This is a genomic window from Ruegeria sp. C5 (genome assembly GCF_056537605.1).
In genome coordinates this window covers 20,986-40,593 of record NZ_JBQFRX010000003.1, presented here as the reverse complement: position 1 = coordinate 40,593, position 19,608 = coordinate 20,986, and the positions used below count along the sequence as shown (strand labels likewise).

Genomic DNA, 19,608 nt, shown 5'->3' with positions numbered 1-19,608 from the left:
GTCGAGACCAAATCGACTCAGGGGGCCGGACCGATGTCTTTCAGCTCACTCCCGCGCTTGATTGAGGTCACCGTAAATGCATCGACGGAGTTTGCCGCATGGCCCAATCCGAGACAATGAAGGCGATGGTCACCATGGGGCACGGTGATCTTGATCAGATGGTCTGGCACGAAAACTGGCCCTGTCCCACTCCCAAACCGGGCGAAGTTCTGATCAAGGTCGGTGCCTGTGGCCTGAATAATACCGACGTAAACACTAGGTCCGGCTGGTATTCTAAAACAGTCAGCGATGCGACAACCGGTGGCGCGTTTGAAGAGGTCGGCACTGATGACCCAACCTGGGGCGGAGCGCCACTGGCCTTTCCGCGCATTCAAGGGGCGGATGTCTGTGGGCAGATCGTTGGAGTCGGGGACGACGTGGATCCAAACCGCTTGGGCGAGCGTGTGATAACCGATTGCTGGTTGCGCGATCCGACCGATCCGATGAACAAGGACAAAACCGGCTACTTCGGATCAGAGCGAGATGGCGGCTTTGCCGAATACACAACGATCCCGGCGGTCAATGCGATAGCCATCCAATCAACACTTTCGGATGCTGAGCTGGCAACCTTCTCCTGTTCCTACTCAACCGCCGAAGGCATGCTGACCCGCGCCAAGGTCACCGCGGCTGACACTGTTCTTGTTCCGGGTGCATCTGGCGGCGTCGGTGGCGCTCTGGTTCAACTGGCCAAGCGCCGAAATGCGCGGGTCATCGCGATGGCGTCGGAGGTTAAGCACGACGACGTGGCCCTCTTGGGTCCAGATGTCATCCTGTCCCGCGCCCCCGATGATTTGCGCAAATCGTTGGGAGACGAAAAGATCACGGTCGTTGCCGACGTGGTGGGCGGGTCATACTGGCCGCAGCTTATCAGCATTCTTGAACGCGGCGGACGCTATACCTGCTCGGGCGCCATCGCGGGCCCTATGGTCGAGTTCGATTTGCGGACGTTCTACTTGCGCGATCTGACCTTTACAGGCTCGACCGTCATCGACCCCGAAGTAACGCAAAATCTTGTACGTTATATCGAAGCGGGCGAAGTAAAACCGGCCCTGGCCGCAACCTACCCTCTAAGCCAATTGCATGAGGCACAAACCGCCTTCATCGCGAAGAAACACACCGGAAACATCGTGGTGATCCCATGACGTTGGATGATGTTTTATTGGCTGCCAGGCGATTGCATCAGAACCACCCGGATTTGGCGGGTTTTGGGGGTTGGCCAACAGATTTATTCAGAACGGACTTACAACCCGCACAAATTCCGGCAACCCGGCTTGTCAGCAAATTTGGTCTGAGCGGTACGCCCGAAACACAGGCATTGGTTACGGCCATTGCAGCAACTGCTGAGCAGGCGCACTGGAAACTGACCTATTCCGAATCCGAGGTCGGTGCGGATTTCTTGTCCCGATACGGGTATTACGAATTGTTCGGACCCAGCGGGCATTTCCATTCGACCCAACTACGCGGTTATGTCGCCTATTGGGGCGCAGGTCTGCAGTATGACTGGCACAGCCATCAGGCTGAAGAGCTATACCTGACGCTCGCTGGAAAAGCCTGTTTTAAGGTTGAAGGGAATGCACAGCTTGTCGGGCCGGGCCAGACCCGCCAGCATGAAAGTTGGCAAAGCCACGCCATGACGACAAGCGATCATTCAATCCTGACCTTTGTCTTGTGGCGGGGCGATGGAATGGATGATCTGCCTCGGATGGATGCCGCATGACATACTGCGTCGAGGTGAAACCAAAATGAAAATTACCGGGATTTCTGTCTTTCAAATCGACCTGCCATTGGAGCATTCATACTGGCTGTCAGGCGGGCGATTGAAGTTTGAGAAGCTGGATGCGACGCTGGTCAAGATTGAAACCGACAAAGGGCTTGTTGGTTGGGGCGAAGGCACGCCCTGGGGGCATACCTATGTACCCGCCCACGGCCCCGGCATACGGGCCGGGATCGAGACGATGGCACCGTTTGTTCTTGGCCTCGACCCGCGGCGAGTTCTGGATGTTGAACGCGCGATGGATCAGGCCCTACCCGGACATCTCTACGCCAAAAGCCCGATTGACATGGCGTGCTGGGACATAGCCGGTCAGGTTGCTGGTCTTCCGATTGCTGATTTGATGGGGGGAGGGTCGCGTACGCCGCGCCCAATCGCATCCTCCGTAGGAGCCAAGACAATCGAAGAAACCCGCGCCGTCATCGAACGATACCGGCAGCGCGGCTATATCGCCCATTCCGTCAAAATCGGCGGCGATGTGGCCCGTGATATCGCCCGAATCCGTGACATGGAAAGCCTGCGCAATCCCGAAGACATCATCCTCTATGACGTCAATCGCGGCTGGTCGCGGCAGCAAGCATTACGCGTGATGAGTGCGGTCGAAGACCTCAATGTAATGATCGAACAGCCTTGCGAAACACTGGATGACATTGCCGCGATCTCAGGCAAACATGCTTCGCCTGTTTCCGTTGATGAAAGCCTTGTGACCCTTCAGGACGCGACGCGCATAGCCCGCGATGGCATTGCCGAAATACTTGGCATCAAGCTCAACCGGGTCGGCGGGCTGACCAAAGCGGTCCGAATGCGCGACGTCGCGCTGGCGCATGGGATCGACATGTTTGTAATGGCAACCGGTGGTTCTGTGCTGGCGGATACCGAAGCGCTGCATCTGGCGGCGACAATTCCGGATGCGAATTGCCATGCTGTATGGGCCTGTCAGGACATGATCACCGTCGATATCGCCGGTGGGCGTGGGCCGAGAAACGTGGATGGCCACCTGCATCTACCCGAAACACCCGGCCTTGGCGTTCACCCAGATGAAGATGCGTTGGGTGATCCTGTGGCGATCTACCGGTAACGATACGCGCCTCTTGTGCAAGTTCGATGACGGTCATCTGCCGAGGTTGACCTTGCCGCTTCGCCATGGGAACGATGCGCGATGGCTTAGTCGAACAGGATAGCGCGATGAAGATCGAACCCTTTGGCGTCGAAATCTGGATGGATGAATGGGAAACCCGCTGCGCCTATAACCTTGCAGAGACTTGCGTCGAGAGCCTGAGTATCGCCGAGCTTTTGAAGCTTTCCGGCAAAAACTCGGATGATCTGTCTGAATTGTTGGGGATGAAAATGACCTATGGCGCGATCCGGGGCTCGGACCGGCTGCGCGATGCGATTTGTAGCCTATATGACCAGCAAAAGCGTGAGAATGTCATCGTCACCCATGGCACCATCGGTGCCAACATGCTGGTCCACAAAACGCTGGTCGAGCGCGGCGACAAGGTGGTGGCCGTCGTGCCCACCTATCAGCAACACTATTCCATCCCGGCCAGCATCGGCGCGGAGGTGACGCAGATCCATTTACGGGCCGAGAACGCTTATTTGCCCGATCTTGAGGAGCTGCGCGCCGCCGTAACTCCGGGCACCAAACTGATTGCCATCAACAACCCCAACAACCCAACCGGTGCGGTGATGGATCGCGCGTTCCTGCTTGAGATCGTCGAAATCGCACGCTCCGCTGAAGCATGGTTGCTGTGTGATGAAGTCTATCGCGGTACCGGGCAAGAAGGTTCGGGCATGACGGATGCGGTTGCAGATCTTTATGAGAAAGGCATTTCAACCGCGGGCATGTCCAAGGCGTTTTCGCTGGCAGGGCTGCGACTGGGTTGGATTGCGGCCAACCCAGAACTGATCGAAGCGGTTTCGATCCATCGGGACTATGACACGATCTCGGTCGGCATGATCGACGACCATTTCGCGGCGCTTGCGCTGGAAAACCACGACAAGGTTCTGGCGCGCAGCCACGCCATTACGCGCGGCAACCTCGCCATGCTGGAAGAATGGGTCGAAAGCGAGCCCAAAATCAGCTGGGTCAAACCCAAAGCAGGAACAACTGCACTTTTGCATTACGATGTCGACATGCCCTCGCGCGAGTTCTGTGTGAAACTGCTGCGGGAAACCGGCGTAATGTTCGCGCCGGGCTCTGTCTTGGGTCTCGAAGGCTGTGTTCGGATCGGTTACGCCAATACTCCGTCGATCATTCGCGAAGGGCTGGAAAAAGTTTCTACCTTCCTTGCGAAGCTCGACTAGCGCCTCATCGACTGGCCGTTGTGGAACAGATGCACCTTTTCGGGTGCCGCCGTGACCGAGACGGTTTTTCCTCGCAGATTGCGCTGAACACCAGGTAGTTTTGCAATCATGGCTTCCCGTCCATCCGGGACTGCAAAGTAAAGCAGCGTGACCTCACCCAAAGCTTCGGTGAAATCCACCAAGCCGGAATAAATTGGTGTTCCATCAGTGATGTTTAAGTCCTCAGGCCGGACACCGATATTGACCTTTTTGCCTTCGTCAGCGGCATCCGTCGGGATCGATGAGATTGCCACGCCGCCATCATCCAGCGTGACGGTTGTTGTCTCTCCTGTCGCGGTAATAGTCCCGGGCAGCAGGTTCATTGCTGGAGAGCCGATGAACTGCGCGACAAACTCGTTATCTGGCGTCTCATAGAGTTCCAGCGGCGTGCCGACCTGCGCAATTCCCTTATTGGCCAAAACCACAATACGGCTGGCGAGTGTCATCGCCTCGACCTGATCGTGGGTGACGTAAATCATCGTGCTGTCGGGCATCGCCTCTTTCAGGCGTGCAATCTCGATCCGCGTCGCCACGCGCAGGGCAGCGTCGAGGTTCGAAAGCGGCTCGTCGAACAAATATACTTTGGGGTCGCGCACGATGGCACGACCGATGGCAACGCGCTGGCGTTGTCCACCAGACAATGCCTTGGGCAGGCGATCCAGCAGGGGTTCAAGCTGTAGAATCTGGGCCGCGCGCTCCACGGCGGCATCAACCTCAGCGCTCGGCATCTTCGCGATCTTGAGCGCGAAGGCCATGTTTTCGCGCACCGTCATATGCGGGTAAAGCGCATAGGACTGGAACACCATCGCGATGCCGCGTTGCGCAGGTGGCACATCGTTCACCACCTGCCCTTCGATCTCAAGCGTACCGCCAGTGATCTTTTCAAGGCCCGCGATCATCCTCAGCAAAGTGGATTTTCCGCAACCTGACGGACCGACAAAGACAATCAGTTCGCCTTGCTCGATCTCGAGATCGATATGTTTCAGAACATCGACAGGACCATAGGATTTGGCCACATCCGTAAGCTTGAGTTCCGACATGGTTTACCTCTTTTCCCGAGCCAATAGACAGAATTGAGCGGCATCCAGCGTCACGTTGCTTTCCCCGCGAACGCCGCCCAACTCCTCCCCGATCACTTGCCAGTCACCTTCTGGCAGGGTCACGCCAACCGAACAGTCACCCAGATTGAAGGCGCAGAAGACCTGCTCGGCTTCATCCTCTCGGGTGAAGGTCAATACCGAACCGATTTGTGACATCCCTGTCTGCGCGCCGGACATCAGCGCTGAGTGCGCATGACGCAATGCAATCGCATGGCGGTAGTGGTGCAGCATCGACGCTGGATCTTTTTCCAACCGATCCACCGCCCGCTCGGCCTGCGCAGCGCTGACTGGCAACCAGGGACGGCTCGTGCTGAACCCGGATTGTTCGTCCTGTGCGGCCCAGACCATCGGAGTACGGCAGCCATCGCGACCTTTGAATTCAGGCCAGAATTCAATGCCATAGGGGTCTTGCAAATCTTCGAACGCAACATCTGCCTCGGGCAGGCCCAGTTCCTCACCCTGATAAAGACAGGCTGAGCCACGCAGGCACATCATGAGAACGGCGTGCTGCCGGACAGCTGCATCGTCCAACCCCCAACGCGAAGCATGGCGTTGCACGTCGTGGTTTGAGAAGGCCCAGCATGGCCATGCATCACCCGCCTTGTCCTCAAGCTGGTCAAAAACCTGCTTTGCGTAAGCTGCCGTCAAAGCCCGCTTTTCGAGGAACTCGAAAGCATAACACATGTGCATCCGTTTATCGCCGCTGGTGTATTCGCCCATAATCTCAAGCCCGCGCTGCGCGTCGCCGACCTCACCCAGACATGCGCGGCCCTCGTATTCATCGGTCAGGGCGCGCAGACGTTCTAAGAAGGCGATATTCTCGGGCTGACTTTTGGAATAGAGGTGATCCTGATGGTTATACGGGTTCACCATCGGCGCAATTGAAGAGTTCCTTTGATCCATCGGCAGACCAGGATTGTCACGTAGCTGGGCGTCGTGGAAATAGAAATTGATGGTGTCCAGACGGAAGCCGTCGACCCCCATTTCCAGCCAGAAGCGCGCCACATCCAACAGGGCATCCTGGACATCCTTGCAATGGAAGTTCAAATCTGGCTGCGAAGTCAGGAAGTTGTGCAGATAATACTGCAAACGCCGCGCATCCCACTGCCAAGCCGAACCGCCAAAAATCGATAACCAGTTATTCGGAGGTGTCCCGTCAGGCTTGGGATCGGCCCAGACATACCAATCGGATTTCGGATTATCTCGGCTGGTGCGGCTTTCACCAAACCACGGGTTCTGATCTGAGGTGTGGGATAGCACAAGATCGATCATCACCTTCAGCCCGTGTGCATGGGCCTCATCTAGCAACTCTTTGAAGTCCGCCATAGAACCGAACATCGGATCGACATCGCGGTAGTCGCTGACGTCATAGCCGAAATCCTTCATCGGAGATTTGAAGAACGGCGAAATCCAGATTGCATCAACCCCCAGCGAGGCGATGTAGCCTAGCCGCTGGGTGATACCCTTTAAGTCTCCGATCCCGTCACCGTTGCTGTCCTGAAAGCTGCGCGGATAGATCTGATAGATCACCCCGCCCCGCCACCAATCTGACGCCGACTTGGTTTTTTCGAATGCTGTCGCGTTGGTCTGCACGTTCATCACACGCCCTTATTTTACGGAACCGGCCAGCAAGCCGCGAACCAGATATTTCTGCATTGCAAAGAAGACTGCCAACGGCACCGCGATTGAGACAAACGCCGCCGTGGCCAAGATTTCCCAGTTACCGCCCCGCGTACCCAGCAGCTCGACGATACGGTTGGTCATTACCGTTGTCTGACCGCTGGCATCGATCAGGAAGACTTTGGCAACCAGAAGGTCGTTCCATGTCCAAAGGAACTGGAAGATCGCAAAGGATGCCAGTGCCGGAAAGCTAAGCGGCAGGATCAACTTGGTAAAAATCTGAAACTCGGTTGCGCCATCTACCCGGGCGTTCTCAATCAGGTCACGAGGCAGCCCGGCCATGTAGTTACGCAATAGGTAGATCGCCAATGGCATCCCGAACCCGGTATGGGCCATCCAGACCCCCAGGTATCCTTTGCCGATCCCGATATTGAGATGCAGTTTCAGCAACGGGATCAGCGCCAGCTGCAATGGCACCACCAATAGGCCAACCACCGCAGCGATCAGCAGGGCACGCCCCGGGAAATCCATCCATGCCAGCGCGTAAGCCGCAAATGCTGCGACAAGAATCGGGATAATCGTCGCCGGGATCGTCACCGTCAGGGTATTGAAGAACGCCTTGCCCATACTGTCGGAACTGCTTTCGTTGAACAGAACATGGGCATAGTTTTCCAAGGTGAATTCAGGCGGCAGAGTAGTCGTCACAAACACGCGAGGGCCGCGCTTGCCCGAAAACTCTTCTGCGTTTTCCATCCGATAGTCACCGTTGGCCTGAACCGTGATCGTCCCGCCACGACGAAGCTCAGCCGTTTCGCCCGGAGCAAAGGCATCAATCGCACGGGAATTCACACCCCATCGCGAAATGTCCGAGGCCCGATCACCATCGAAGATATTGCCTTCGATCACATAGAGACCATCCTGCAAAACTTGCGTTTCAGGTGCCGCCGCGCGCAGAGTCAGGTTTTGTTCCGACGGGAAGAGCGCCCGCCACCAGCCGCTGCTGGAAATCTGGTCCGCTGTTCTGAATGACGAGATCAACAAACCGAGTGTTGGGAAAACCCAAAGCACCACAAGCAGCACGACCGAGGCGTGAACGACCCATCTTAGGGCTGGGCGGGTTCCTGCAATATCGCTCATAACCCCGTCCTCCTACTGCATTTCTTTGCGCGCATTTCGCACGTTCCAGATCAGGATCGGCGTCACCAGCAACATGATCACCATGGCCGATGCCGATCCCACGCCCCAGTCATTGGCGCGGAACATCTTGTCGTACATGTAATTGGCCAGAACCTGCGTCTCCCACTGGCCGTTGGTCATCGCAAATACGATGTCAAAGACCTTGAGGACCACGATGGTGATGGTGGTCCAGACCACCATGATCGTGGTTTTGATCTGCGGCACTTTGATCTTGAAGAAAATCTGGAACGGATTGGCCCCGTCCAGAATGGCGGCCTCGATGGTTTCTTCCGGGATGCCGCGCAGCGCGGCGGACAGAATGACCATGGCAAAGCCGGTTTGTATCCAGACCAGCACGATCATCAGGAAGAAATTGTTCCAGAAAGGCAGGGTCAGCCAGGTGTGTGTTTCGGTTCCACCAAAGAAGATGTAGATCGCGTTCAGGACGCCGATCTGATCCTGATCGGCCGGACGCGCATCATAGACCAATTTCCAGATTACCGAGGCGCCAACGAAAGAAATCGCCATCGGCATGAAGATCAGCGACTTGGCGACGTTACCCCAGCGGATGCGATCCGTTAGCTGCGCCACGAGCAGGCCAAATGCGGTGGACATGGCAGGTACAACAATCAGCCAAAGCATGTTGTTGCGCATCGCCTCCCAGAATTTCGGCTCGGCTACCATCTGGGTATAGTTGTCAAAACCCGCCCATTCATATCCACCACCGGCGACCCGGTCAGTCAGCGACAGGCGCAGCGTCTCAAACACCGGATAGGCAAGATAGACCCCAAGGGCGAGGATCGCGGGAAGCAGAAACAGCCAGGGCCGGATCATATTCGCGCGGTTGATATTGCGACCCGCGTTCGGTCCACGCGCAGGGAACAGGACTTTATCCAGAAATTGGTTGGACAGGTAGAAATAGCCCACGCATCCCGACACACCGATTACGATTGTTAGCAGGCCCTGAATTGCCGGATTCATGGCGTCCTCTCCCTTGCTAGGGTTTCGGGCAACCTGATTGAAAGGTTGCCCGAAGGTTCAGCGGATTACTTGATTGCGTCCCAAGATGACTGGATTTCGCCGGTGACTTCTTCGGCGGATTTCCCGCCAGTATAGTCAACCATGCCGGTCCAGAACGTACCCGCACCCACGGCGCCCGGCATTAGGTCCGAGCCGTCGAAGCGGAAGGTGGTCGCGCCCAGTAGAATGTCACCCAGACCGCGCAGAGTATCATCCTTATAGGCTTCGGTGTTCACGCCCTTATGCGGGGTCAGGAATCCGGTTTGTGCCATCATGACTTCATGTGCAATCGGCTGCTTGAGGAACTCCATGAACGCGCTGGTCGCATCCGATGGATTGCTTACCGCCATCAGAGTACCGCCACCCAGAACCGGGTTACCCAAGTCCTTGTCTGCGAAAGACGGCATGTAAAAGAAATCTGCATCCAGGCCGAACTCGACATCTTCGGGGAAGAAAGCCGGAACGAAGGATGCCTGACGGTGCATGTAGCACTGCGGCGGCGATGAGAACATGCCTTTGGGGCTGTCGCGGAAGTCAGTCGAGGCGACAGCATCTGACCCACCCGAGACCTTGGCGTCATCACGCGCGAACCAGCCAAACTCTTCGATTGCGGCGATAACGCGCGGATCGTCAAACGGGATCTCGTTTGTCACCCACTGGTCGTAAACCTCGGGCGGCTGAGTCCGCAGCATCATGTCTTCAACCCAGTCGGTCGCCGGCCAACCGGTGGCGGCACCCGATCCCAGGCCAATGCACCACGGGGTTTCGCCATCGGCGACGATCTGCTCGGTCAGGGCCTTCAGTTCTTCCATGCTCGTCGGCACTTCGTATCCGGCATCCTCGAAGTTTTCCGGGTTATACCAGACCAGAGACTTGACGTTCACATTGTAGAAGAAGCCATACATCTGGTCATTGCCGTCAGCGTCTTTGTAAGTGCCAAGATCAACCCAGGAATCGCCAGCCGCATAATTGCCACCAACCCAGGCCGCCATATCTTCACCCAGCGGCGTCAGCTGCCCTTTGGATGCCATGATCGCCGCCAGTCCTGGCTGCGGGAAGACCGCGATATTGGGGGCTGATCCTGCCTCGGCATCGATAACGATCTGCTGCTCGAAACTGTCGGAACCGGTATAGATCACATCTGCGCCAGTCGCCTCTTCGAAATAGGCAATCATGTTGTTGAAGTAACCGTCTTCCGGGGTCAGCCACGGACCAAAAATCGTGACCGTCTGACCGCTCAGATCCGGGGCGCTTTCGGCCCAGGCATTATAGCTGTCCCAGTTGAACGGCCCCTCGCCCGGCGCGAAGACCAAATCTTGTGCTTGTACCGACCCGGCCAGCAGAGCGATCGCCGCCGCACCCGAATAAAGTGCGTGTCTCATGAGTTCTCCTCCCAATATTTTCGGCGCAAACGAGATTCGTTTTCAAAGCGCTTTGGATGCGATACTTTATCCGCTAACATTCAGACCCTGTCAATATCTCGCCTACTGACACCTAAAAAATTGCTATTCTTAGGCATTCTCTCGAAACATGTTGACTGAGCCAGGTTTTCACAACAAAACAAATGGGCATCAATTTGAAGGCGCTTTGAGTAAAATGAACCTAAAGCAACTCTCTGAGATCCTCGGCCTTTCACAAACAACCGTCAGCCGCGCGCTGAACGGTTACCCGGAGGTCAGCGAAGGGACGCGCATCCGGGTTCAGGCTGCTGCGAACAAGCATGGTTACCGCCCCAACAGCCGCGCAAAGGGGCTGGCGACAGGGCGGTCTATGGTCATCGGCCATGTGATTCCCACCTCGTCCCGGCACGAAATGGTCAATCCGATTTTCGGAGATTTTGTGGCAGGCGCAGCCAAAACCTATGCGGCGAACAATTATGACATGATGTTCACGCACGCGCCGGACACATCAATTGAAGAATCCTATCGCAGCCTGTTCAATCGGGGCGTCGTAGACGGCGTGGTCCTGCAAGGCCCCAAGGTACGAGAGCCGCGCATCTCGGTATTATCGCGCCTCGGCGTGCCCTTCATTGTTCATGGCCGGTCGACCTACGCCAAAGAGCCCTATGATTGGATCGATGTGAACAACCAGCGTTCATTCGAACGCGCTACTCGGTTTTTGATCGATCTGGGCCATCGGCGCATCGCCTTGATCAACGGGCTCGAGGAAATGGATTTCGCGCGTCGGCGGAGGAACGGCTATCTGACGGCGCTCAAAGAAACCGGGATCTCGCCTGATCCAAACCTGCTGCGCAGCGCTGAGATGACCGAGATTTATGGGCATCAGACAGCCTGCGACATGCTGAAGCTCGACGACCCGCCAACAGCAATTTTGGCCTCTTCGATTATCTCTGCGGTTGGAGTCCGGCGCGCACTGGAAGAAAGCGGCCTGAAAATGGGGCGCGATATCTCGGTGATCGCTCATGATGACGAGTTGTCCTACATGCGCAATGGTATGGATGTTCCAATTTTCACCGCAACGCGCTCGTCGGTCAGACACGCGGGCGAGGTGGCTGCCGAAATGCTGATCGAGCGGATCAACGCTCCGGATGACCCACCCAAAACGCGCTTGCTGGAGGCTGAACTTGTCGTCGGCAGCTCGACGGGGCCAGCCCCACAAAGGATGTGAGATGAAGTACAAACGCGCAGATTTCCCGCCATATTTTCAGTTTGGCGTGGCGACGTCGGCCTATCAGATCGAGGGACACGCCAATGGGGGCGCAGGCAAGACCCATTGGGACAGTTTCGCCGCAACTCCAGGTAACGTCGCCAATGCGGAAAACGGAGATTTGGCCTGCGATCACTATAACCGGTTCGAACAGGATCTGGATCTGATCCGGGGCGCCGGCTTCGACTGTTACCGGTTTTCAACCAGTTGGGCGCGCGTGCTGCCCGAAGGGCGCGGACCGATCAATCAGCAAGGCTTGGATTTCTATGATCGCCTGACCGATGCGCTGCTTGAACGCGGCATCAAACCCTGCGCAACGCTGTATCACTGGGAACTCCCGTCACCACTCGCCGATCTGGGCGGTTGGCGAAACGGGGATATCGCGAATTGGTTTGCAGACTTCACCGAGATCATCATGGGCCGCATAGGCGATCGGATGTTCAGCGTCGCACCTGTCAACGAGCCTTGGTGCGTAAGCTGGCTGAGCCATTTCGAAGGCCAACATGCCCCCGGCTTGCGCGACATCCGGGCGACCGCGCGCGCGATGCACCACGTGCTGCTGGCCCATGGTCGCGCAATCGAAGCCATGCGTGGATTGGGCATGTCGAACCTTGGCGCAGTGTTCAACGTTGAATGGGCGGAACCTGCTGACGACAGCGATGAGGCACAGACTGCGGCGGCGCTTTACGACGGGATTTACAACCGCTTTTTCCTGGGCGGCGCATTTAAGAAATCCTACCCTCAGAATGTTCTGGAAGGATTGGAGCCGCATCTGCCGGACAAGTGGCAGGATGATTTCGACACGATAGCTGCACCTGTCGATTGGTGTGGGCTCAATTACTATACGCGCAAGTTGATAACGCGCGCAGATACGTCTTGGCCTTCCTTCACCGACGTCCCTGGCCCCTTGCCAAAAACGCAAATGGGGTGGGAAATTGATCCGGCAGCCCTGTCCCGTTTCCTGATCCGGACCGCGCAAGAGTATACTGGGGACCTGCCTATCTACGTGACCGAAAATGGCATGGCGAGCGCAGAACGTCAAAACGACGCTGACAGAATTGACTACTTGAACCAGCATCTTGCCGAAGTGTGTAATGCCCTGGACCACGGCGTTCCGATCAAGGGATATTTCATCTGGTCCCTTCTCGACAATTACGAGTGGGCGCTGGGATATGAAAAACGGTTCGGGCTGGTCGATGTAGATTTCGAGACGCTGGAAAGAAGGCCAAAGGACTCCTACCGCGCGTTGCAGGCCGCATTGGTCCGGGATCAGTCTGGTTGACCGTCAAGCTTTGCTACTGCGGGCACACGCCGGTTCAGTTTGGCACCTTCAAATGTGGCGTTTGGCGTTCCACCGTAAGGTTCTGTGTGGCCGAGGATGATGTCAGCTCAACAAACAAGCGCTCGGCGCGCGCAAACCGTTCGAAATAGGTGAACTGGATTGAAGTCACTAACGACGGCTCCTGACACTGCACCAGATAATCGGCCTGAAATTCGGTGTGATGCGCGGCATTATCGCTGACTTGCCCCTCATCCTGAACGAAGACATCACCAACAAGCGCGACATTGGCCGTTGCAGTCACACACCCCGCTTCAGGCGGCACCTCAAAGATCTCAAGCGGTTTAGAAAGGTCCGAGATTGCGACGGCAACATCCGCCCTCTCATCTTCGTTCTCGGCAGTGTGCTCGAACCCAACAATATCTACGCCTGGCACTTCAAGCGTCAGGCTAAATCCGGTTTCAACAAATGAAATTGCCATATGACCCGCGCCATGAGTATGCGCTTCGATGGCGGTCTCTGCCTGCGCCATCAGCGCGGCTGGTATTAGCGCAAGAACAACGGCCGCGCGTTTCATTCTGTTCACCATTAACCAAACAAACCGTAGGGCATTTTAATACAATTGCGCCTCAGCGCAATGTTCGCCGGGTGCATCGGGCTCCCCAGATATGGTTAGTCAGAAATGGGAATAATACCTGACAATAAAACTCAGGTTGACATTATTGACTATTTCACTAAGAAATTGCCGCATCCAGCCCCGCTGCGTCTGCCGGGGTCCGAATCCCGCTAAGAAAGAAAAGTGTTCCAAATGACCAGATTGTTCAACGCGGCCAGTGCCCTGACCTTGTGTATCGCAAGTACAGCTGTCGCCGAGGCCCCGTCCAAAGCCGATGTTCTGACCACATATTCCAATATCGCCGAAGCCAAATATGACGACAGTCTGATTGCAGCAAAGAAACTGCAAGCTGCCGTCAACGCCCTCATTGCTGACCCGTCCGATGCCACTCTGAACACAGCCCGTGCCGCATGGATCGCCGCGCGCGTGCCGTATCAGCAGACCGAGGTTTATCGCTTTGGCAACGCCATCGTCGACGATTGGGAAGGCAAGGTGAACGCATGGCCTCTGGACGAGGGCATGATAGATTATGTGGATTCCTCCTACGGAGGCCCCAGCGATGAGAACGAGTTTGCGGCGCTGAACGTCATCGCCAACCCCAGCTTTGATCTGTCTGGCGAGACCATCGACGCTAGCGAAATCACCCCTGCCCTGCTGTCGGATACGCTGCACGAGGCTGACGGGATCGAGGCGAACGTCGCCACCGGCTATCACGCCATCGAATTCCTGCTGTGGGGTCAGGACCTGAACGGCCACGGCACGGGCGCAGGAAGTCGTCCTTATACCGATTATCTAGTTGGTGACGGCTGTACAGGTGGCAACTGCGATCGCCGCACCCAGTATCTGAAAGCGGCAACCGATCTGCTGATCAGTGATCTGGAATGGATGACTGCCCAGTGGGCCGAAGATGGTGACGCACGTGCCGCTCTTGCCGCAAATGAAACTGCTGGCGTTAGTGCGATCCTAACCGGCATGGGTTCGCTGTCCTACGGCGAGCAGGCGGGTGAGCGTATGCGCCTCGGCCTGATGTTGAACGACCCCGAGGAAGAGCAGGACTGCTTCTCGGACAACACCCATAACAGCCATTACTATGACGGCCTGGGCATCCAGAATGTGTATTTGGGCAGCTATACCCGCATCGATGGCACGCCTGTTTCGGGTGCATCCCTATCGGATCTGGTGACCGCAGCCGATCCGACGCTTGATACAGAGATGAAAGCCAAGCTGGCCAACACCATGCTGGCGCTAGGCCGTATCAAATCAACCGCCGAAGCGGGTTTTGCGTATGACCAGATGCTGGAACGCGGCAATGAAGGTGGCGAAGCGCTGATTATGGGTGGCGTCAATGGACTGGTCGATCAGACCAAGACCATCGAACGCATCGTGACCGTGCTGGAGCTTGACCAGATCGATTTTGAAGGCTCGGACAGCCTGGATAACCCTGACGCGGTATTCCAATAGGTATCATGGCCGGGCGCATTTTTAGTGCTCTCGGCCTTTCTCAACATCGAGTGTGGCGTCTTGGCACTGGACGCGCCCACAATAACCTACTATTTCACTAGGAAATAGCATACCCCGACTGAGTCGCCATGATCGTTTGCCAATGCACCAACATCTCTGACCACGACATCCGAGCGGCGATCGATTGGATGCGCGCGGCAGACCCACAGACCATCATCACTCCCGGCAAGATCTATCATGCCCTTGGCAAGTCAGCGGATTGCGGCGGATGTATGCCGCTTTTCCTAGACACAATGCGCGCAGACGATAATCTTAAAGTCCCCATGCAGCTTCGGTCATTGCGATCCGAAGTATCACAGGAGAAAGCACATGAAGGGCGATCCCAAGGTCATAGAATACCTCAACAAATCACTGCGGCATGAACTGACGGCGGTCAGCCAGTACTGGCTACATTACCGCCTGCAAGAGGATTGGGGGCTTGGCCATATGGCCAAGAAAAGCCGTGAGGAATCCATCGAGGAAATGGGCCATGCAGACAAGCTGATCGAGCGGATCATCTTTCTGGAGGGCCACCCCAACCTGCAGAAACTTGACCCACTCCGCATCGGGCAGACCCCGAAAGAAACACTGGAATGCGATCTAGCCGCTGAACAAGACGCGCGGGCGCTTTATGTCGAAGCGCGGGAATACTGCCGCGAGGCCGGCGACTATGTGTCCATGGGCCTGTTCGAAGAATTAATCGGCGACGAAGAAGGACATATCGACTTCCTCGAAACGCAGCTCGACCTTTATGAAAGGATTGGCGAAGCCAATTATGCGCAACTTAACGCATCCAAGATGGACGAAGGCGAGTAAGCTTGCCCTTGCATCGGTGGCCGCACTCACGGCCACCTCTTCCCAAGCCACCGAGCTGCGGGACCCTCATCTAAATTTCCTTCCAAGATCAGCCGAAGAACGCGCCCGGATCGACGCTGTCACAGCAACGCCGGACGACTTCAGTGTGCCGCAACGGTTCGAAGAACTGTCCGCTGGTGCTGCGACCGTGCGGGCGCGCACTGATGCGGACGCGTTTTCTCAGCCCTCCGCCAATTTAAGCTTCGAACAGGAGCTGGACTTCAAAGTCGGCAACGGGTTTTTCAAAAAGATCTGGGTCTCGTCTCCGTCGTCCACTCTGGCTTCGGACGGTTTGGGTCCGCTATACAACGCCCGCTCGTGTCAGCGCTGTCACATCAAGGACGGTCGCGGTCATACGCCTAACGGCCCGGATGACAATGCCGTCTCGATGTTCCTGAGAGTTTCGGTTCCCGGCAAGCCAGAGGGCGCGCCTGCCGAGATCGAAGACTATATCGCCACCCTGCCTGATCCGAGTTATGGCACTCAACTGCAGGATTTCGCTCTGGCAGGCCATCCCGCAGAATATCGGCTGGACATCACGTATGAGGAAGTCCCCGTCGCGCTGTCCGACGGCGAAACGGCCTCGCTCCGCCGCCCCAGCTATAAGGCCGCCGATTTGGGCTATGGCCCGCTGCACCCGGACGCGATGCTTAGCCCTCGAGTTGCGCCGCAGATGATCGGACTGGGGTTGCTGGAATCAATTCCGGTTGAGGACTTGCTGGCCAAAGCCGATCCTGATGACGAAGACGGCGATGGCATCTCGGGCCGTCCGAACATCGTATGGTCGACGGAATTTGGCGAACCAATGATGGGCCGCTTTGGTCACAAGGCCGGGATGCCCACGGTGATGGAGCAATCGGCGGCGGCCTTCGCAGGTGATATCGGCATATCAAGTCCGCTTTACCCCGCGCCGTACGGCGATTGCACCGAATTACAGGCCAACTGCATCGATGCACCGCACGGAGACAACGATGCGCGGGGATTCGAGATTGACGCGATTGGCATGGACCTCGTCGCCTTCTACAGCCGCAATCTCGGTGTTCCGGCGCGCCGAGACACCGATGACCCTGAAGTGCTGCGCGGGAAAGAAGTGTTTCTTGCCTCGGGCTGCGCATCCTGCCACACGCCTGCATATGTCACCCACAGGATGCCCGATAGGCCCGAACAGAGCTTCCAGCTTATCTGGCCCTATACCGACCTGCTGTTGCACGATATGGGCGAGGGTCTGGCCGATAACCGCCCCGAGGCCCGCGCAACGGGCCGCGAATGGCGCACGCCGCCTTTGTGGGGCATCGGCCTGACCCAGCGCGTCTCGGGCCACACCCAATTCCTGCACGATGGTCGCGCGCGATCCCTGCTTGAAGCCATCCTTTGGCATGGTGGCGAGGCGCAGGCCGCCCGCGACACGGTTGTTTCAATGCCAAAAGCCGACCGCGACGCCCTGATCCGCTTTCTTGGGAGCCTCTGACCCATGCGTAGCCTTACTTTCGCCGCCGCCCTGCTGGTGCCCTTGGGCGCCTTTGCTCAGGATCGTGCTCCGATTTTGATGGATGTGACCGAAACGCATATTCTACCGCGCTTTGCAGAGCTGGCTGACGCAACCGGTGCTTTGTCGACCACAGCCCAAACAGATTGCGAATCGGAGTCAGACGACCTGCGCGCTGACTACGCCACGGCATTCGATAGCTGGATTTCGGCCAGCCATTTACGTTTTGGGCCGTCCGAGGCTGACGATCGCGCTTTTGCACTGGCTTTCTGGCCAGATACCAAAGGATTCACGCCCAAAACCCTGTCCCGACACATCGCCAGTGAAGACACTGCCGTCGACGACCCTGATGCCTTTGCCGAAACCTCAATCGCCGGGCGCGGCTTTTTTGCATTGGAACGAATGCTCTTTGATCCAGCGATGACAGAACAAGGAAGCGCCGACTATCGTTGCGCGCTTATCCGCGCCATCACCACTGATATCAACCGAAATGCCGTCGCGATCAACGCGGACTGGCAAAGCTACGCACCACGGCTGACGCAGCCGGGGGACAACAGCCCCTATCGCACGGGCGATGAGGCGATGCAGGAGCTGTTCAAGGCGCTTACAACGGGGTTAGAGTTCACAGCCGACACACGCATTGGACGCCCTTTAGGAACATTCGAACGTCCGCGCCCGAACCGTGCTGAAGCGCGGCGGTCCAAGCGGTCGTTGCATCATGTCACGCTGTCTCTGATCGCCCTGCGTGACTTGGCCGCCCGTCTGTCCTTTGACCACCCTGAGATTGCTGCAGATCTGGATGCCGGTTTCGCGCGGGCCATCGACCGGGCTCAATCACTGGACGACCCCGCCCTCGCCGGTGTTGCGACACCGCAAGGTCGCGTCCGCATCGAAGCGCTGCAGCAATCGATCAACGACATTCGCGAGATCGCCGCGACCGAGCTTGGCCCGACGCTCGGCATCAGCGCCGGATTCAACTCACTGGATGGGGATTGACCATTGACGAACCGCCGCGAATTTCTTGCAGGCCTTGGTGCCGCCAGTCTTGCTTCGGTGCCGGGCTGGGCGTCCGTCGGCGCGCCCCGCTATCTGGCCGCTGCCTTATTCCCAGATGGTAGCTACCGCCTGTCCGGCCTGGATAACTCGGGCGCAGTTTTGTTCGCTATACCGCTACCCGCGCGCGGGCACGCGGCCGCGGCCCATCCGTTCAAAGCCCAAGCGGTCGCCTTTGCCCGCCGCCCCGGGACCTTTGCAATTGTAATTGATTGTACAGATGGTTCTGTCCTAAAGCGGCTGGAGGCACCCAATGGCCGCCACTTCTACGGGCATGGTGCATTCTCGGCTGATGGAACACAGTTTTTCACAACCGAAAACGACTATGAGGCCGCAGAAGGTGTGGTTGGCGTCTGGGACGCGATCAGCTTCGCACGGCTGGGAGAGTTCTCGTCAGGTGGGATAGGCCCCCACGACATGCGCTTGCTGCCCGGTGGCGACATACTGGTCATCGCCAATGGCGGCATCGAGACACACCCCGACAGCGGTCGGACCAAGCTAAATCTGCCAACGATGCAGCCCAACCTGAGCTATCTCGACATTTCGGGTTCGATATTGGAGCAAGTAGAGCTACCCCGCGCGCTGCACAAAAACTCGATCCGCCATCTTGCGGTGCGTGACGATGGTCTAGTGGGTTTTGCAATGCAATGGCAAGGCAGCCAGACCAAGTACCCTGCCCTTCTGGGGCTTCACCGAAGGGGCGAAAAGCCTCGCCTTTTGTCAGCGCCCGAAACGCAGCAAAGAGAGTTGCAATGGTATGCTGGCAGCATTGCCTTTTCCACCGATGGCCAATCGGTTGCGATCACCTGTCCGCGAGGCGATGCATTGCACCGTTTCGACGTAAATAGCGGAGCATTCATCGAAGCTTTAGTGTTCGAAGATGTTTGCGGTTTAGGCGCCGGCAAGGCTGGGTTGGCGTTTACCACCGGAACCGGTGCATTTGGCACTCTGACGACCACCGGCGCCGAAATCAACGCGCGGTCGGATTGCCAGTGGGACAACCACCTGATCCCGATCCGTACATACGGCTAGAATTCGGCAGCGAACCCTCTCACAGTTTACACTTGGACGAATCAAACC

General features: G+C 57.1%; 18 protein-coding genes. 12 read left to right on the top strand and 6 right to left on the bottom strand.

What is annotated here, in order from left to right; translation table 11 throughout:
- The first annotated feature begins 98 nt into the window (after positions 1-98).
- The 4 genes from ACR0AW_RS11790 (at position 99) to ACR0AW_RS11775 (ending at position 4,117) form a co-directional block, all read left to right on the top strand.
- Positions 99-1,181, top strand: a complete 1,083-nt coding sequence (locus tag ACR0AW_RS11790) for an alcohol dehydrogenase family protein (RefSeq protein WP_480439095.1) — start codon at positions 99-101, stop codon at positions 1,179-1,181.
- A complete protein-coding gene (locus ACR0AW_RS11785; protein WP_170420447.1) occupies positions 1,178-1,756 on the top strand; it encodes a dimethylsulfonioproprionate lyase family protein in 579 nt (192 codons plus the stop codon). The genes ACR0AW_RS11790 and ACR0AW_RS11785 overlap by 4 nt, the downstream gene beginning before the upstream one ends.
- Positions 1,757-1,781: 25 nt before the next feature.
- A complete protein-coding gene (locus ACR0AW_RS11780; protein WP_170733078.1) occupies positions 1,782-2,888 on the top strand; it encodes an enolase C-terminal domain-like protein in 1,107 nt (368 codons plus the stop codon).
- 107 nt (positions 2,889-2,995) lie between these two features.
- A complete protein-coding gene (locus ACR0AW_RS11775) occupies positions 2,996-4,117 on the top strand; it encodes an aminotransferase (RefSeq protein WP_170733107.1) in 1,122 nt (373 codons plus the stop codon).
- Here the strand turns inward: ACR0AW_RS11775 and ACR0AW_RS11770 are convergent.
- The 5 genes from ACR0AW_RS11770 to ACR0AW_RS11750 all read right to left on the bottom strand — a co-directional run bounded on the left by ACR0AW_RS11770 (position 4,114) and on the right by ACR0AW_RS11750 (position 10,454).
- Positions 4,114-5,196, bottom strand: coding sequence for a sn-glycerol-3-phosphate ABC transporter ATP-binding protein UgpC (locus ACR0AW_RS11770; protein WP_170733079.1), 1,083 nt, complete (start codon positions 5,194-5,196; stop codon positions 4,114-4,116). The two genes, ACR0AW_RS11775 and ACR0AW_RS11770, sit on opposite strands and share 4 nt — an antisense overlap.
- Before the next feature lie 3 nt (positions 5,197-5,199).
- The gene (locus ACR0AW_RS11765; protein WP_170733080.1) at positions 5,200-6,855 is read right to left on the bottom strand and encodes an alpha-amylase family glycosyl hydrolase; all 1,656 of its coding nucleotides are present in this window, start codon (positions 6,853-6,855) and stop codon (positions 5,200-5,202) included.
- Between the two features lie 9 nt (positions 6,856-6,864).
- A complete protein-coding gene (locus tag ACR0AW_RS11760; protein ID WP_170392558.1) occupies positions 6,865-8,013 on the bottom strand; it encodes a carbohydrate ABC transporter permease in 1,149 nt (382 codons plus the stop codon).
- A 12-nt stretch (positions 8,014-8,025) separates the two neighbouring features.
- Complete coding sequence (locus ACR0AW_RS11755; protein ID WP_170402173.1) at positions 8,026-9,033, bottom strand: carbohydrate ABC transporter permease; 1,008 nt, start codon at positions 9,031-9,033, stop codon at positions 8,026-8,028.
- Between the two features lie 65 nt (positions 9,034-9,098).
- Positions 9,099-10,454: an ABC transporter substrate-binding protein gene (locus ACR0AW_RS11750; RefSeq protein ID WP_170733081.1), complete on the bottom strand. Its 1,356-nt coding sequence runs from the start codon at positions 10,452-10,454 to the stop codon at positions 9,099-9,101.
- Positions 10,455-10,668: 214 nt separating this feature from the next.
- On the opposite strand from ACR0AW_RS11750, the gene ACR0AW_RS11745 reads away from it, so the two are divergent.
- Positions 10,669-11,700 (top strand): substrate-binding domain-containing protein, encoded by a 1,032-nt coding sequence (locus ACR0AW_RS11745; RefSeq protein ID WP_170733082.1) that lies wholly within the window; start codon positions 10,669-10,671, stop codon positions 11,698-11,700.
- 1 nt (position 11,701) lies between these two features.
- Complete coding sequence (locus ACR0AW_RS11740; protein WP_170733083.1) at positions 11,702-13,021, top strand: GH1 family beta-glucosidase; 1,320 nt, start codon at positions 11,702-11,704, stop codon at positions 13,019-13,021.
- Positions 13,022-13,055: 34 nt separating this feature from the next.
- On the opposite strand, the gene ACR0AW_RS11735 is transcribed toward ACR0AW_RS11740, so the two are convergent.
- The gene (locus ACR0AW_RS11735) at positions 13,056-13,595 is read right to left on the bottom strand and encodes a ZrgA family zinc uptake protein (RefSeq protein ID WP_170513516.1); all 540 of its coding nucleotides are present in this window, start codon (positions 13,593-13,595) and stop codon (positions 13,056-13,058) included.
- Between the two features lie 231 nt (positions 13,596-13,826).
- Here ACR0AW_RS11735 and ACR0AW_RS11730 point away from each other — a divergent pair, with 231 nt between their 5' ends.
- The 6 genes from ACR0AW_RS11730 (at position 13,827) to ACR0AW_RS11705 (ending at position 19,560) form a co-directional block, all read left to right on the top strand.
- Entirely contained in the window at positions 13,827-15,095 is a 1,269-nt protein-coding gene (locus ACR0AW_RS11730; RefSeq protein ID WP_170733084.1) for an imelysin family protein, read from the top strand.
- 128 nt (positions 15,096-15,223) lie between these two features.
- Positions 15,224-15,517, top strand: a complete 294-nt coding sequence (locus tag ACR0AW_RS11725; protein WP_170594320.1) for a (2Fe-2S)-binding protein — start codon at positions 15,224-15,226, stop codon at positions 15,515-15,517.
- Positions 15,465-15,950, top strand: a complete 486-nt coding sequence (gene bfr, locus ACR0AW_RS11720; RefSeq protein ID WP_170733085.1) for a bacterioferritin — start codon at positions 15,465-15,467, stop codon at positions 15,948-15,950. Before ACR0AW_RS11725 ends, bfr begins: the two co-directional genes overlap by 53 nt.
- A gap of 16 nt (positions 15,951-15,966) precedes the next feature.
- Positions 15,967-17,457: a di-heme oxidoreductase family protein gene (locus ACR0AW_RS11715; RefSeq protein ID WP_480439091.1), complete on the top strand. Its 1,491-nt coding sequence runs from the start codon at positions 15,967-15,969 to the stop codon at positions 17,455-17,457.
- Positions 17,458-17,460: 3 nt separating this feature from the next.
- Positions 17,461-18,471 carry an imelysin family protein gene (locus ACR0AW_RS11710; protein WP_170733087.1) on the top strand — a complete coding sequence of 337 codons (1,011 nt, stop codon included), beginning with the start codon at positions 17,461-17,463 and terminating at the stop codon, positions 18,469-18,471.
- A 3-nt stretch (positions 18,472-18,474) separates the two neighbouring features.
- Positions 18,475-19,560 carry a DUF1513 domain-containing protein gene (locus ACR0AW_RS11705; protein ID WP_170733088.1) on the top strand — a complete coding sequence of 362 codons (1,086 nt, stop codon included), beginning with the start codon at positions 18,475-18,477 and terminating at the stop codon, positions 19,558-19,560.
- Positions 19,561-19,608 lie beyond the last annotated feature (48 nt).

What these genes read in the sequence shown, in the direction of transcription:
- ACR0AW_RS11785 (WP_170420447.1), top strand. Translation starts at nt 1,178, where the DNA reads ATGACGTTGGATGATGTTTTATTGGCTGCCAGGCGATTGCATCAGAAC.
- ACR0AW_RS11745 (WP_170733082.1), top strand. Translation starts at nt 10,669, where the DNA reads ATGAACCTAAAGCAACTCTCTGAGATCCTCGGCCTTTCACAAACAACC.
- ACR0AW_RS11790 (WP_480439095.1), top strand. Translation starts at nt 99, where the DNA reads ATGGCCCAATCCGAGACAATGAAGGCGATGGTCACCATGGGGCACGGT.
- ACR0AW_RS11775 (WP_170733107.1), top strand. Translation starts at nt 2,996, where the DNA reads ATGAAGATCGAACCCTTTGGCGTCGAAATCTGGATGGATGAATGGGAA.
- ACR0AW_RS11760 (WP_170392558.1), bottom strand. Translation starts at nt 8,013, where the DNA reads ATGAGCGATATTGCAGGAACCCGCCCAGCCCTAAGATGGGTCGTTCAC.
- ACR0AW_RS11755 (WP_170402173.1), bottom strand. Translation starts at nt 9,033, where the DNA reads ATGAATCCGGCAATTCAGGGCCTGCTAACAATCGTAATCGGTGTGTCG.
- ACR0AW_RS11740 (WP_170733083.1), top strand. Translation starts at nt 11,702, where the DNA reads ATGAAGTACAAACGCGCAGATTTCCCGCCATATTTTCAGTTTGGCGTG.
- ACR0AW_RS11735 (WP_170513516.1), bottom strand. Translation starts at nt 13,595, where the DNA reads ATGAAACGCGCGGCCGTTGTTCTTGCGCTAATACCAGCCGCGCTGATG.
- ACR0AW_RS11780 (WP_170733078.1), top strand. Translation starts at nt 1,782, where the DNA reads ATGAAAATTACCGGGATTTCTGTCTTTCAAATCGACCTGCCATTGGAG.
- ACR0AW_RS11725 (WP_170594320.1), top strand. Translation starts at nt 15,224, where the DNA reads ATGATCGTTTGCCAATGCACCAACATCTCTGACCACGACATCCGAGCG.
- ACR0AW_RS11750 (WP_170733081.1), bottom strand. Translation starts at nt 10,454, where the DNA reads ATGAGACACGCACTTTATTCGGGTGCGGCGGCGATCGCTCTGCTGGCC.
- ACR0AW_RS11770 (WP_170733079.1), bottom strand. Translation starts at nt 5,196, where the DNA reads ATGTCGGAACTCAAGCTTACGGATGTGGCCAAATCCTATGGTCCTGTC.
- ACR0AW_RS11710 (WP_170733087.1), top strand. Translation starts at nt 17,461, where the DNA reads ATGCGTAGCCTTACTTTCGCCGCCGCCCTGCTGGTGCCCTTGGGCGCC.
- ACR0AW_RS11765 (WP_170733080.1), bottom strand. Translation starts at nt 6,855, where the DNA reads ATGAACGTGCAGACCAACGCGACAGCATTCGAAAAAACCAAGTCGGCG.
- ACR0AW_RS11730 (WP_170733084.1), top strand. Translation starts at nt 13,827, where the DNA reads ATGACCAGATTGTTCAACGCGGCCAGTGCCCTGACCTTGTGTATCGCA.
- bfr (WP_170733085.1), top strand. Translation starts at nt 15,465, where the DNA reads ATGAAGGGCGATCCCAAGGTCATAGAATACCTCAACAAATCACTGCGG.